The 13,443-nt window shown below is 49.1% G+C and carries 9 protein-coding genes; 3 read left to right on the top strand and 6 right to left on the bottom strand.

The window, feature by feature from the left end; all coding sequences use genetic code 11:
- Nucleotides 1–92 precede the first annotated feature (92 nt).
- The 3 genes from topB (at nucleotide 93) to ABNK31_RS08035 (ending at nucleotide 8,443) form a co-directional block, all read left to right on the top strand.
- On the top strand, nucleotides 93–2,204 hold the full coding sequence (gene topB / locus ABNK31_RS08025) for a DNA topoisomerase III (RefSeq protein ID WP_418895143.1): 2,112 nt from the start codon (nucleotides 93–95) through the stop codon (nucleotides 2,202–2,204).
- 154 nt (nucleotides 2,205–2,358) lie between these two features.
- Nucleotides 2,359–2,805, top strand: coding sequence for a DUF1896 family protein (locus tag ABNK31_RS08030; RefSeq protein ID WP_418895144.1), 447 nt, complete (start codon nucleotides 2,359–2,361; stop codon nucleotides 2,803–2,805).
- On the top strand, nucleotides 2,792–8,443 hold the full coding sequence (locus ABNK31_RS08035) for a helicase-related protein (RefSeq protein WP_418895145.1): 5,652 nt from the start codon (nucleotides 2,792–2,794) through the stop codon (nucleotides 8,441–8,443). The genes ABNK31_RS08030 and ABNK31_RS08035 overlap by 14 nt, the downstream gene beginning before the upstream one ends.
- A gap of 152 nt (nucleotides 8,444–8,595) precedes the next feature.
- On the opposite strand, the gene ABNK31_RS08040 is transcribed toward ABNK31_RS08035, so the two are convergent.
- The 6 genes from ABNK31_RS08040 to ABNK31_RS08065 all read right to left on the bottom strand — a co-directional run bounded on the left by ABNK31_RS08040 (nucleotide 8,596) and on the right by ABNK31_RS08065 (nucleotide 13,389).
- Nucleotides 8,596–8,928 (bottom strand): helix-turn-helix domain-containing protein, encoded by a 333-nt coding sequence (locus ABNK31_RS08040; RefSeq protein WP_418895381.1) that lies wholly within the window; start codon nucleotides 8,926–8,928, stop codon nucleotides 8,596–8,598.
- 268 nt (nucleotides 8,929–9,196) lie between these two features.
- The gene (locus ABNK31_RS08045) at nucleotides 9,197–10,027 is read right to left on the bottom strand and encodes an RteC domain-containing protein (RefSeq protein WP_418895146.1); all 831 of its coding nucleotides are present in this window, start codon (nucleotides 10,025–10,027) and stop codon (nucleotides 9,197–9,199) included.
- Nucleotides 10,028–10,039: 12 nt separating this feature from the next.
- Complete coding sequence (locus ABNK31_RS08050) at nucleotides 10,040–10,264, bottom strand: hypothetical protein (RefSeq protein ID WP_418895147.1); 225 nt, start codon at nucleotides 10,262–10,264, stop codon at nucleotides 10,040–10,042.
- Between the two features lie 104 nt (nucleotides 10,265–10,368).
- Entirely contained in the window at nucleotides 10,369–10,563 is a 195-nt protein-coding gene (locus ABNK31_RS08055) for a hypothetical protein (protein WP_418895148.1), read from the bottom strand.
- A 140-nt stretch (nucleotides 10,564–10,703) separates the two neighbouring features.
- Entirely contained in the window at nucleotides 10,704–11,348 is a 645-nt protein-coding gene (locus ABNK31_RS08060; protein ID WP_418895149.1) for a hypothetical protein, read from the bottom strand.
- 34 nt (nucleotides 11,349–11,382) lie between these two features.
- Nucleotides 11,383–13,389, bottom strand: a complete 2,007-nt coding sequence (locus tag ABNK31_RS08065) for a leucine-rich repeat protein (protein ID WP_418895150.1) — start codon at nucleotides 13,387–13,389, stop codon at nucleotides 11,383–11,385.
- Between the last annotated feature and the right edge of the window lie 54 nt (nucleotides 13,390–13,443).

A 13,443-nucleotide genomic window follows, 5' to 3' on the forward strand; every position in this document is an offset into this window, starting at 1 on the left:
TTTCAACCACAAAATCCGTGCAAATGAGGGCAGAGCCAAACTCGTTTGAGCTATGCCGGGTGTAGCCGGATTTATTCAAAAAAAATCAGTATATGCAAGTTTGTATAGCAGAAAAACCGAGTGTGGCTAAAAGTATAGCCGCCATACTCGGCGCAACCCATAAAAAAGACGGCTATATGGAAGGTAACGGCTGGGCTGTTACCTGGGCATTCGGCCACCTGGTCGGGCTGGCAATGCCCGAAGCCTACGGGATTACAAGTTTTCAGCGCGAAAACCTGCCCATACTCCCGCAGGAGTTTACGCTGGTTCCCCGCCAGATAAAAGAGGGGAAAGAGTATAAGAATGATCCCGGCGTGATGAAGCAGCTTAACGTCATCAAAGAGTTGTTCTCCAAAGCCGACGGCATTGTCGTTTGCACCGACGCGGGACGGGAGGGCGAATTAATTCACCGCTATATATACTCTTACCTGCAATGTAATAAGCCCTGCCAAAGGTTGTGGATCAGCTCGCTGACCGATAAAGCCATCAAAGAAGGCTTCCAAAACCTCAAACCCGGTAGCGATTACGACAACCTCTATTTGTCTGCCAAAGCCCGCAGTCAGGCTGATTACATCGTAGGAATTAATGCAAGCCAGGCGTTGAGCATTGCCGCAGGACGCGGCGTATGGTCTTTAGGGCGCGTCCAGACCCCGACGCTGGCGATGATATGCAGCCGCTATCTGGAGAACAAGGATTTCAAACCGCAAACGTACTTCCGCCTGAAACTGCATACGGAAAAAGACGCAACATTGTTTGCCGTTTTATCGGCGGACAAGTACGACAGCCGTCCCGCAGCCGATGAAGCGCTGCAACAGGTGAAAGCAACCGGAACTGTCCGTGTTGCGGGTGTCGAAAAGAAAGAGGTAAAACAGGAACCGCCTTTGCTTTACGACCTCACCACCTTGCAGAAAGAGGCCAACAGCAAGCACGGCTTTTCGGCGGAAAAGACATTGAACATCGCCCAGACGTTATATGAGGGCAAGAAAATATCCTATCCCCGCACCGGCTCCCGCTATATCTCCTCCGACGTGCTGGAGGAAATACCGCACCTGATCGCCACCTTGAAAAACCATCCCCGTTTCGGGAATTATGCGTCGGGAATGGAAAGCATAGCCTTAAATACCCGCTGCGTGAACGACAAGAAAGTAACCGACCACCATGCCCTGATCATCACCGGAGATCCCGCGGACGGATTGACCGGGGATGAACGTACCATCTACAATATGGTGGCGGGGCGTATGCTGGAGGCTTTTTCCAATCATTGCATCAAAGAGAACACCACCGTTTCGCTGGACGCGGGCGGCGTACACTTTACTGCAAAGGGCAGCGTCACGCTACTTCCCGGCTGGCGGTCTGTGTTCAACGCCACCGATGAAGAAACGCAGGACGAGGATATAATCACCCTGCCCGCGCTCGCCGGAGGCGATATACTTTCCGTCCCGGACACGGAAGTATTGGAAAAGCAAACCAAGCCCCGCCCGTTACATACCGAAGCCTCGTTGCTTTCGGCAATGGAGAGCGCCGGTAAGAAATGCGAAAATGAAGAAGAACGTGAGGCGATGAAGGATGCCGGTATCGGTACGCCTGCCACCCGCTCCGCCATCATTGAAACCCTCTTTGCAAGGGAATATATTGTACGCGAAAAGAAGTCGCTCGTTCCCACCAACAAGGGATTAGTCGTTTATCTGGCTGTCAAAGACAAAAAGATTGCCGATGTCGCCATGACCGGAGCCTGGGAGCTTGCCCTGAACAAGATCGGCTCCGGAGAGATGGATGCTGTTACTTTTCATCGTTCGATAGAAGTATATGCTTCACAGATTACCGCTGAACTGTTGGAAATCACTTTTGAACAGAACGACAATCGTCCCGGCTGTCCCTGCCCCAAATGCAGGAAAGGGCAGGTCGTGTTTTACCCGAAGGTTGCCAAATGCAATAACGGGCATTGCAGGCTGACGGTATTCCGCGGCATTGCCAAAAAAGAGCTGACCGATACGCAGCTTACCTCGCTTCTGACAAATGGTGCAACGCCCATGATTAAAGGCTTCGTAAGCAGCAAGACGGGTAATACGTTTGAGGCTGCCGTTGTGTTCGATGCGGAGTATAAGACTGTGTTCAAATTCCCCGAAAACAAAAAGGGCAATTGGAAAAAAGGTAAGCCGAAGTAAATTCCTTACCTTTGCCACTGAAAGAATCTATGACTTGTTAATTAGGGATAATTGCTTGACATCGGATTTTTTTAGTGGTGGCGTCCGGGGCAAAGCTTCGGACGCTTTTCCTTTCCCTCCCATTTTTATTCACCACTAAAAAAAATTAAAAAAGATGAAAGCATCACATACCTCCACAGCCGTGGAACTATCCTGGTTCCGGCTCTCCCTGTTATCTTATCTGCGGGATTCGCACCCCGACAAAGCCGCCGACAGGCAGTTTATCGCCTCGCGGGGCGATGCGGCAGCACAGGTGTACAGCGACAGTATCAAATCGGGCGGATCGCATGACGAAGCCGGGGAAGCAGCCTCCCAAACCCTTTATGCCGGATTGCATTTCTCCCCGTACCGCACTATTGTAAATATCCTGTGGAACGAGTTTACTCACGAGATAGACCCCGAAATGGCAAAGGCGGTAGCAATGGAATTATTGCCCCGCCTTACCGTTGTCTTTAAGAAATACACATTGTCGGATGATTTCGCCGGTAGTCAGGAGTACAACTTACTCTACACGGAGCTGACGGGCGCGATCCAAACACTGCTCGAAGATGGCATTCAATAAGAAAGCCCGCCTTCGGGACAATATCGAGGCGATACGTTTGGCGTTCTACCTCGATAAAGAAGGACGGCAGGCAACGCCTGCCGAACGGGAAATATTGGAAGCCTGGTGCGGTTTCGGGGGAATCAAAGCCGTGTTGAACCCCGCCGGCAAACCGGAAGACGTGCAACAATGGACGAAAACCGACAGCGAACTGTTCCCGCTGGTTACAGAGTTGCATGAATTATTGCGTAGTGAATCAAAAGATACAGCCGAATACAACCGCTATGTCAGCTCCCTGAAGAACTCCGTGTTGTCCGCCTTTTATACCCCGCCCAAAGTGGTGGACGCGCTGGCGGCGGCATTGAAGGAAAACGGTGTCGAGCCGCTGCGCCTGCTCGACCCTTCCGCCGGAACGGGCATCTTTTCGCAGTCCGTCAAGCTAATGGCTCCGGGTTGTGAGGCAACACAATTTGAAAAGGATCTGCTGACGGGAAAAGTCCTTTCACATCTGAACCCAAGCGAAAAAGTACGGGTAGAGGGTTTTGAAAACATAGAAGCCCGCTACAACGGTTATTTCGATGCGGCAGCCAGTAATATCCCGTTCGGCGATGTGGCCGTTTTCGATCCGGCTTACCTCTATTCCAAAGACCCGGCGCACAAGTTGGCAAGCGGTACGATCCACAACTATTTCTTTATGAAAGGCGTCGATTGCGTCCGCGAGGGTGGATTAGTGACGTTTATTACTTCACAGGGGGTGTTGAACTCCGAAGCCAACCGCCCCGTACGCGAATGGCTGATGGAGCGGTGCGAACCTGTTTCCGCCGTCCGCTTCCCGAACAACCTGTTTACCGACCATGCAGGAACAGAGGTAGGCAGCGACCTGATCATCCTGCAAAAGAAAACAGCGGCCGGTACGGTTTCCCAAAGGCAGCGTGATTTTATCGAAACCCGCAAGCTCTCCAATGGTATTTCGATTAATAATCTCTTCCGGGACTTCGACCGCGTAATCCATGATCAAGTAAAAGTCGGAACCGACCCTTACGGCAAACCCGCAATGGAGTTTACCCACTCCGGTGGTGTGGGGGCTATTGCCGCCGGAGTACGCGGGATGCTCCGCGAGGACTTCTTGCAGCATTTGGACATGGAGTTGTATCGGCAACACACTTCGCAGGTGGAGCAGTCTGCCGCTCAAAGTTCCGGTTACAGGCCGGCGGCGCAGGACTGGCAGGAAATGGATGAATTACCGGAACAAAGCCGGGAGAAAGACCGGGAGTTGTTTATGCAAGCTCGGCCGGAAGATTACCGGCGGGAAGAACGAACGCCGAAAATACCGGAGAAACCTGTTCAACCGGAGGTACAACAAACCGCCCTTCGCTTTGATTTCCCTGATCCGGTTCCGCCACCGGCACAATCGCAGGAGCCGACGGCGGAAGCGAAAGCGGTGGAACCTGCATACAGCATCAATAACCAACCGCTCATATCGCTCTATGATTTGTTCGGATTGTCGGCGGAGGAACGTACCCAAACCAGGCCCAGACGTTCCAACCGTTCCCGTCGCAGGATGGAGATACCCCAACCCAAAACCCGCAAGCAGGAAGAAAAACAGCAAGAGCCATTGGAATGGCGGGAGGAACTGATACTGGAAGCACGCCGGAAAGAGCAGCAGGCAAAACAGGAGCCGCCTGTTTATCCCATCGCTGACGCCCGCAAAGAAGAGCAACTTGAAAGACTGCGAGAAGAACAGGAACGGGAAGAACGTACGAAGCCCGTCCCTTTTGCCGTGCCGGAGCAGGGACTGCCGAAACATTATAAGGAAGGATCGCTGGTAACAAACACGGACAACCGTATCGGCTACCTGCGAGATACAGAAGGTTTTCGTCCCATGTTCCATCCGCTGGAACTGACATCCCAACAACAAAAAAGGGCATCGCTCTATATCGAAATCCGCGATACTTACCACCACCTCTACCTGAACGAAGCCGACACGTTGCGGGAAAATACCGCCCTGCGCCGGATGCTCAACCGCCTGTACGATGATTTTACGGAAAGGTTCGGCAACCTGAACGATGCGAAAAACCTCGACCTGATCAAGATGGACGCCGGAGGGCGGGAAATCCTCTCGCTGGAGCGTTACCGCGAGGGTAAGGCGGTAAAGGCGGATATTTTTGAGCGTCCGGTGGCGTTCAATACCCGCGAGATTACCCATGCCGACAACGCCCACGACGCGCTGGCCGCTTCGCTCAATAAACACGGTGCTGTTCATCTGGAGTATATGGCCTCCCTGACGGGAGGCACAGAAGAAAGCCTCTTGACGGAACTTAAAGGGAAAGTATATTTCAACCCGCTGGTGGGCGGTTACGAGATAGCCGACAAGTTCATCGCCGGTAACGTCATATCCAAAGCGGACGAGGTACAAAAGTTTATCGACCGCCATCCCGGCCATGAGGCAGCCGGTGAATCGCTGACCGCCTTGCGCGAAGCAACACCCAAACCTATCGCTTTCGACGACCTGGATTTTAACTTCGGGGAGCGGTGGATTCCTACCGGCATCTATGGCGCTTACGCCTCATACCTCTTTGAGACGGACGTAAAGGTAAACTATGCCTCCAGCCGCGACGAGTTCAGCATCTATGCCCCGGAAAAGGCAGCCAAGATATGGGAACAATTCGCCGTCAGGAGCGAAAACCGCCTGTTCGACGGGGTCGCCCTGATGCGCCATGCCCTGCACGATACCACGCCCGACATCACCAAAACGGTCAAAATGGGCGACCGCGAGGTAAAAATCCCCGACGGCCCGGCGATCCAACTGGCAAACAGCAAAATCGACGAGATGCGCAACGGCTTTTCCGACTGGCTGCGCGAACAATCCCCGGAATTTAAGGACAGGCTGGCAGACCTCTATAACCGCACGTTCAACTGTTTCGTGCGGCCGGAGTACGACGGCGGCCTCCAGGTCTTTCCGGGACTTGACCTGAAAGCGTTGGGTATAGACGACCTGTATAAGAGCCAGAAGGATGCCGTCTGGATGCTTAAAACCAACGGCGGCGGGATCTGCGACCACGAGGTCGGGGCAGGTAAAACGCTGATAATGTGCTGCGGAGCAATGGAAATGAAGCGGCTGGGACTGGCCAACAAACCGATGATCATCGCCCTGAAAGCCAACGTGCACGAGATAGCGCAGACCTTCTGCACCGCCTATCCCGATGCAAAAGTGCTTTATCCGGGCAAGGAAGATTTTACCCCCGCCAAACGCGCCCGTATCTTCAACGAGATGAAAAATAACAACTGGGATGCGGTGATCCTCACCCATGAACAGTTCGGCATGATCCCGCAGTCGCCGGAAATACAGCGCGACATCCTGCAAAAAGAACTGGATAGCGTCGAAGAGAATTTAGAGGTATTGCGTAACCAGGGAAAAGAAGTTTCCAACTGGATGCTTAAAGGCTGCCAGAAACGGCAGGCCAACCTGGAAGCCCGCCTGAAAGGGATTACCCACCAGATCGAAAACCGCAAGGACGATGCGGTGGATTTCAGGCGTATGGGTATCGACCACCTGTTTGTGGACGAATCGCACAAATTCAAAAACCTTACTTTTACCACCCGGCACGACCGTGTGGCAGGGCTGGGAAACTCCGAAGGGAGCCAGCGGGCGTTAAACATGCTGTTCGCCCTGCGTACCATTCAGGACAGGACGGGCAAAGACCTGGGAGCGACCTTCCTTTCGGGTACGACCATTTCCAACTCGCTCACCGAATTGTACCTGCTCTTTAAATACCTGCGGCCGCAGGAACTGGAGCGGCAAGGCATCAATACCTTCGACGCATGGGCGGCGATCTTTGCCAAGAAAACCAAAGACTATGAATTTTCCGTTACCAACCAGATCGTGCAGAAAGAAAGGTTCCGCTACTTTATCAAAGTGCCGGAGTTGGCTGCTTTTTACTCTGAAATTACGGACTTCCGTACTGCAAAGGACATCGGCATCGACCGCCCGGAGAAGAACGAAATTCTGCACAATATTCCGCCCACGCCCGACCAGCAGGATTTTATTCAAAAACTCATGGTGTTCGCCAAAACGGGCGATGCCACTGTTTTGGGACGCAAACCGCTTTCCGAAAGCGAGGAAAAGGCAAAGATGCTCATCGCCACGGATTACGCCCGTAAAATGAGCCTCGACATGCGCCTGATCGACCCGCAGAAGTACGGCGACCATATCGACAATAAAGCCAGCCATTGCGCCGCCGTGATTGCCGGTTACTACAAAACGTACTCCGCGCAGAAAGGGACGCAGTTTGTCTTTTCGGATCTGGGAACCTACAAACCCGATATATGGAACCCGTACAGCGAGATCAAAAACAAGCTTGTTACACAATACGGCATCCTTCCGTCTGAAATACGGTTTATACAGGAAGCCGCAACGGAGAAATCCCGCAAAGCGATGATTAAGGACATGAACGAGGGTAAAATCCGCGTGTTGTTCGGCTCGACCGAGATGCTGGGCACAGGCGTAAACGCCCAAAAACGCTGTGTGGCAGTGCATCATTTGGACGCACCGTGGAGGCCGTCTGATCTGGAGCAGCGCGATGGGAGGGCGATCCGCAAGGGTAACGAAGTGGCTAAACTTCATGCAGATAACAAGGTAGATGTGGTGATTTATGCCGTGGAAAAGTCGCTGGATGCGTATAAATTCGGATTGTTGCACAACAAGCAGCTTTTTATCAACCAGCTAAAGACCAATAATATGGGTAGCCGCACCATTGACGAAGGGAGTATGGATGAGAAAAGCGGCATGAATTTTTCCGAATACGTGGCAATTCTTTCCGGCAATACGGAATTGTTAGAGAAGGCGAGGTTGGAGAAAAAAATTGCATCCCTCGAAAGTGAACGGCAGGCGTTCGTGCGGGGAAAATCTTCTACCCGCTGGAAGCTGGAGGAAATCATGAAATCGGTCGAAGCCAACAACGGGTTTATCACCCGCATATCCAAAGATATGGAAGCGTTCAACGCCCGTGTGCAGACTGCACCGGACGGGACGCGCCTTAATCCGGTCAGGTTAGACGGCTTTGCGGCGACCGACCCCGTTTCCGTCGGCAAGAAGCTGAACGAGATTGCCGACAAAGCGCGGACGCACGGCCTGTCGGAACCCATCGGATCGCTCTACGGCTTTACCCTGCTGGTAAAGTCGGAAACCACCGTCAAGGACGGCTTCGATTTGGTACAGAACCGCTTCTTTATCAAAGGCGAGGGCGAAATTCTGTATAACTACAACCACGGGCATATGGCTACAGACCCGAAGCTGGCGGCGGCCAACTTCCTGAACGCCCTCGACACCATGCCCGCCCTGCTGGAGAAATATAAAACGGACAACGAGAAGCTGATGAAAGACGTTCCCGTGCTCAAAACGGTAGTGGAAAGCCTCTGGAAGAAAGAGGACGAGTTGAAGGAACTGAAAACGGAAATGGTCGTTATGGAGCGTAAACTGGAAGAATCCCTGAAACCGATAGAACAGAGCGCCGGGATCATGAACGGCGTTCCGAAAGAAGACGCAAAACCGTTCCAGGTATCGGAAGAGTTACGGGCGGCAAAAGAGGTCATGAGTGACAGGCTTATTATCGCCCGTCCCTCTCATGGAGTACCTGAAAGAAAAGGCTTCAAAATATAACTTTAAGACCGTCGAAATTCCCGGCGGTCTTTTTTCTACCCCATAAAAGCGAAGCCCGCCCCTGTCAATCACGACGGTGCGGGCTTCTGTCAGAACAAATCAAATAGTTTAAGAAAAAAGAAAAAACAGGTAGATTTTGACAGCCATCTGTATTATTCGGGATTACCCCCGGTATCTTCAGGGGCATCATCCGGTATTTCCCCTTTCTGGAAATTAGCCTTGATAAAGGCTTCCACATCGCTCTCTTTATAGAATGTTTTGTGATAAAGCATTTGATAGGATAATTCGCCCGACGAGCGGTAACGTTGGAGTGTCCGCTTGCTCACATTGAGCAGTTGGCAAACGTCCTGGTTGTCCAGCAGGCGTTCGCCCTCCAGCAACTTTTCTTTTATCGCCATTTTTTCCAGATGCCGTTCTATCCGGTCGAGACGTGTTATAAGGCGTTCAAACCATATTTGCATCCAGTCTTTCAGATCGTCATTCATACCCATTGCCGCTGTTTTTTATTGATAATGCAAAGGTCGCATGTTTATGAATGGCTGATAACGAAGTCGGCACGACTTTTTTTGAAGTATTTTTCGGCTAACTAATTTTCAACTGCTTACAGACCTGTTATTTACAAAAATAAAACGGGAAAATGGGCGAATACTCGGTATCCGGCAGGGTAAAGGCAAAAAAACGGGATTCTATGCCGAAAAAGGGTGAAAATACGGCAATAATTGGGAAAATACGGGAGGATACCGACTTCGGTATTCACTTTTTCCGCCCCATACGCCTGAGTAGCCCGTCTTTTAACTTATCTAAGAACGGAGTAGGTTGGGTGCGTATTTTCATGTCGCTGAATGCTCTTGACAGGTTTTTATCCAGTTGGATGTTGAATACGTTTTGGATATAATCGGAGACCTGGGTAAGCGGGATATCGCCGAAGATGTTTTCGCTGTCCCACGAATAGAGTTGTTCCATCAGTTCCGTTTTGGTTCCCTTCCATGTTAGTTTGACCTTCGGAAAAGACGAAGATGGATAATGTAAGTCGCTTTCCAGACTTGTGATTTCCTGCATCAGGTAGGCTTGCAGCATATCGTTGGATAATATCTTGGCTACCTTGAAATCACAGTTGGTAGAGAAGTTCTGGTCGAGTTCATAGTAAAAGGTTTCTAAATATTGTTCGGTATCAATTCTACCGCGCAGAAAATACAGGGTGTCCAGATGGGTGGAGCCGGAACGGTAGTAGCGGACAAAATCCAGCCGTTTATTGGTGTATTTGTGGATGGTATCCAGTTCTTCATGCAGATATTCCTTTTGCCTGCATACGGCAGCGACCGGACGGTTCATCTCGATGTTATACAGCTTGCGGTAATAGATCAGCCGGTAACAGAATTTGGGTTTAATTTCCTTGAAGAAATTGATTTCCTCCGCTTCACTTTGGAACTCATAGGAGAGGATAAATTTTTTCAGCTTGTCGAAAGCTTCCGCCAGTACGTGGGAAGCATCTAGCGATTTTTTCAGGATATTACTGTCCGAGGATTCGATCCGGTCTATCTCTTTGTCCGTCTCTTTCCGTAATTGGGCAACATATTCAAGCATATTCGTTCTTATTTATGTTTTTCTTCTTTGGGCAAACCTTATCCGGCGGATTTCCTTATATATCCGGCGTTGTATTTCGGGATACCGGCTATTATACCGTTCCGATTCTTTGCGTAACCCTTCAAAAAAGGCGGTATATTGTTCGTAAGTGCCCGATAAGAGGGCTGCCTCGGCGTCGATACGGCTTATTTCTTCCGGGTCGCTTGTCTGTTGGCGGAGTTCTGTCAAACAATCCATTAGATGTTCATGTTTCTTTTTGTCTATTCCTTTCATTTCTGATACATCATCATTCGGCGCATTTCGTTCAATATCCGGTACTCATTCTGACATTTAACCAATGCTTATTCTTTTCCGACGAACTGTCCTTCTATCAGTTTCCTGTAGATAGACAGCTCCTTCTCGGAGCGGATGGATTTGCCGTGTATAAGCCTGCATATAACCCACGGAGAGGTATGGTACCGGGCAGCTAGGTTGCAATACAGCGTCCTGTTCGCTTTTTTCAGTAAATGATGGATATAATGATCTGAAAACATCATCAACTTTGATTATTTCCTATTATTAAAAAGCCCCTGCCAATGGCAAGCAATGACAGGGGCTTCGACTTGTTGCGGCTTTCGTCTTACGTAATGTGCGGTAGGCATCGCTGCTGGTGTCGTTGTACAGTTTGCTGTAACTTTTATTTCGTGAAATAGATATTTCCAGATTTCGAGTTACCTTCAAAAGCAATGTAGTAGCTGTTGTTTTCCGATTTTACCACTTCAAAATCGCTTAGTGTAACTGTTTCGCCGCCTACGGTCTGTAACTTACCGCCTGTTTTATCCCCTTTAGAAAGGTCGCCTGTCCATGTCAGGATATATTGTTTTTTAGTGATAACATTAGTTACGGCAATGCGGTTGGTATAAATTGCCAGCCCCCAGTTGTTGGTGGTTTCCAGGTCAGTCTTTGCACCGTCCCATACAAATTGAGCCGCTGTTGGGATGGTGTGTTTGGAAACTACAGTTACTTTAATCGAGGCTGTTTTTCCTTTGCCATCCTTTACAGCTATGGTTGTTTCGCCTTCTTTTACTCCGGTAACCGTAATAGTACTGCCCGAAACGGTAGCAGAAGCAATATCTGTGGCAACCGGTGTGGCCTGATAGTCCCCATTTCCTGTTTCAACAGTTACTGTCACAGAAGCATCTTCAACCACTTCGATGGTGGTTTTGTCCAATGTCAGCTCTTTGGCTATTTCTTCGTCATCGTCACTGCATGCCGCCATTACAAATACACAGGCAAGGAGCATCGCGATGGTCTTCCAGTCAATATTTATGAACTTTTTCATCTGATTATTTTATTTGTTTGATTACTTGTTTGATTTATTTTCCTCCCGTCAGGGGTCCTTTGTTTTGTCGCACAGCCGAAGCCGATGCGGCCGTTTTTTGAATTTTCAGTTTCACGATATCGCCGGTGTTAGTAGTGGCTTTCAACTCTATCGTTCCGCTTTTTTCCGATATATCGGCTACACCCTCAGTCAGGGTTACTTCTACTCCATCTACATAGAACTTGGTGAATTTGGCTACCGCTTCGGCAGGGCCTGCGACAAAAGCATTATCGCCTTCTACGGCAATGGCGACTTCCTCCAGCCACGAGTAACTGATAGAGGTACCTATAGTAATCGTCTTCTCGAAAGGCAGGTACTGATCGTTTCCTTCCGCCTTAGCGGTTATTTTTATTTCGCCGACACCTACTACCGTCAATTTATTACCGCTCAAAGTGGCTACACCGGTCTTGCCTTCTTCGGCGGTATAGGTGATATCCAGACCCTGATCGGTCTTTGCCGGAAAGGTAATCCCGTCGCCTTCTCTGGCTATCGCATCGGCAAAATCCGCAACGGTTTGTTCCGCTTTGTCCGTTACAATCGTCAGCTCTTTCCATACATTCGCTGCTTTATATTTCGCTTCCGAACCGGCAGGTACATGTAGCTTGATTTGCGAGGCGGGTACAGTGCCGAAGTATTGATCGTATGTACCGTCTAACTTGATAGGCTCTGCATTGGCAACATACAAATCTGTCAGGTTAGGTATATTGAATAGACGCAATGTACTTGAGGCATTATTTTGTTTTGCAATAGATGTTAAAGAGGCCGGTAGCTTAAATGTAGTTACATTTTCAGCCAAAGCAAAGGGGCCTGTCGGAAGAGTCGTAATTTGTGTCTGGCTTAAATCCAGTGTAGTTATTGTTCCTTTTAGCTCCCTGAAAGATGAATTTCCAAGCGTTACAAGTGAAGAGGGAAATATCAATTCAGTTTGCTCATTGATCTTTACATACCCAAAAGCTATCCCTGCTATTTCAGTTAAAGATTCTGAAAAGGTTATCCTCCCGATAGTTGCTCCATTATTTGTGTTATTCTGTCCACGAAATATATTAGCAGGTATTTCGGTAAATTCAGTTAGATCCAAATTTTTGATTGTAGTATTATTCCCAAAAGGAAAAAGAGTTTGTGATGCATCTGGTTTATAAGTGGCATTTACTGGTGGTTTCAGGGTAGTAAAAGTTGAACCGTAAAAGGCTCCTCCGTTTATTTCCTTTACATTTGTCAGGAAATCACTGTTTTCAAACGTTAGGGATAATCCGTAAAAGGTTTGTGCAGCAATGGTTTCCAGTTTATTGTTTTCAGCAAAATTTACGGCTGTCAGATTGGGATTCCCTTGCAAGATATTGGATCCGATAACTTTGACAGAAGCCGGAATATCGATACTGTACAGATTATTGAAAGCAAAAGCGTAATCACCAATACTTTCCACTGTCTTCGGAATCTCTATTGTTTCCAGAATACCGGCGGTAGCAGATCCTTTCTGGTTATTTAAAAAATCTTTAGGAATGATTTTCAAACCGGAAGGCAACTTTATATTTGTCAAAGAGTAAGATCCTATAAAAGCACCTTGCCCTATTTCAGTTACCCCTTCTGGAATAACAATGGATTCGAGTTTCTCTAAGTTCTGTAAGCCTCTCTCCCCTATTTTTGTCAGATTATCGGGAAGGGTCAGGCTGGTAAGCTTCCAACCCGCATAATCGGAGCCATTCAGCCCGTTTAATGGGATTGCGTTAGCCTCATGATTTTCATAAGCGGCAATACTTGCACCCGATAGGTTCAGGGTGGTCAGGTTGATCAGTTGTTCACTGTTAGCCATCGCGGTTTTCAGCCATTCGAAGTCCCGCTGGTCGATGGTTCCGGTAATTTTCAGGTTGGTGACGGTCGTTAAGTCCGACACCTTGGCTTTTAGAGCCGTTTCCAGTCCTCCCGCTGTGGAGGCCACTTCGGTTTGCGCCTGCATCGTCAGGATGCATGCGATGAAACTTAAGAATAGAATAATCTTCTTCATTTTCAATAAATTATTAATTAGTTAAATTGATTTGTCTCTGAATATTTATTTCTG

It is taken from the genome of Limibacterium fermenti, assembly GCF_041902845.1.
GTDB lineage: Bacteria > Bacteroidota > Bacteroidia > Bacteroidales > Dysgonomonadaceae > Limibacterium > Limibacterium fermenti.

Bases quoted from the DNA above. Each gene is read 5' to 3' on its own strand.
- ABNK31_RS08035 (WP_418895145.1), top strand. From the start codon at position 2,792: ATGGCATTCAATAAGAAAGCCCGCCTTCGGGACAATATCGAGGCGATA.
- topB (WP_418895143.1), top strand. From the start codon at position 93: ATGCAAGTTTGTATAGCAGAAAAACCGAGTGTGGCTAAAAGTATAGCC.
- ABNK31_RS08040 (WP_418895381.1), bottom strand. From the start codon at position 8,928: ATGAATGACGATCTGAAAGACTGGATGCAAATATGGTTTGAACGCCTT.
- ABNK31_RS08060 (WP_418895149.1), bottom strand. From the start codon at position 11,348: ATGAAAAAGTTCATAAATATTGACTGGAAGACCATCGCGATGCTCCTT.
- ABNK31_RS08045 (WP_418895146.1), bottom strand. From the start codon at position 10,027: ATGCTTGAATATGTTGCCCAATTACGGAAAGAGACGGACAAAGAGATA.
- ABNK31_RS08055 (WP_418895148.1), bottom strand. From the start codon at position 10,563: ATGATGTTTTCAGATCATTATATCCATCATTTACTGAAAAAAGCGAAC.
- ABNK31_RS08050 (WP_418895147.1), bottom strand. From the start codon at position 10,264: ATGGATTGTTTGACAGAACTCCGCCAACAGACAAGCGACCCGGAAGAA.
- ABNK31_RS08065 (WP_418895150.1), bottom strand. From the start codon at position 13,389: ATGAAGAAGATTATTCTATTCTTAAGTTTCATCGCATGCATCCTGACG.
- ABNK31_RS08030 (WP_418895144.1), top strand. From the start codon at position 2,359: ATGAAAGCATCACATACCTCCACAGCCGTGGAACTATCCTGGTTCCGG.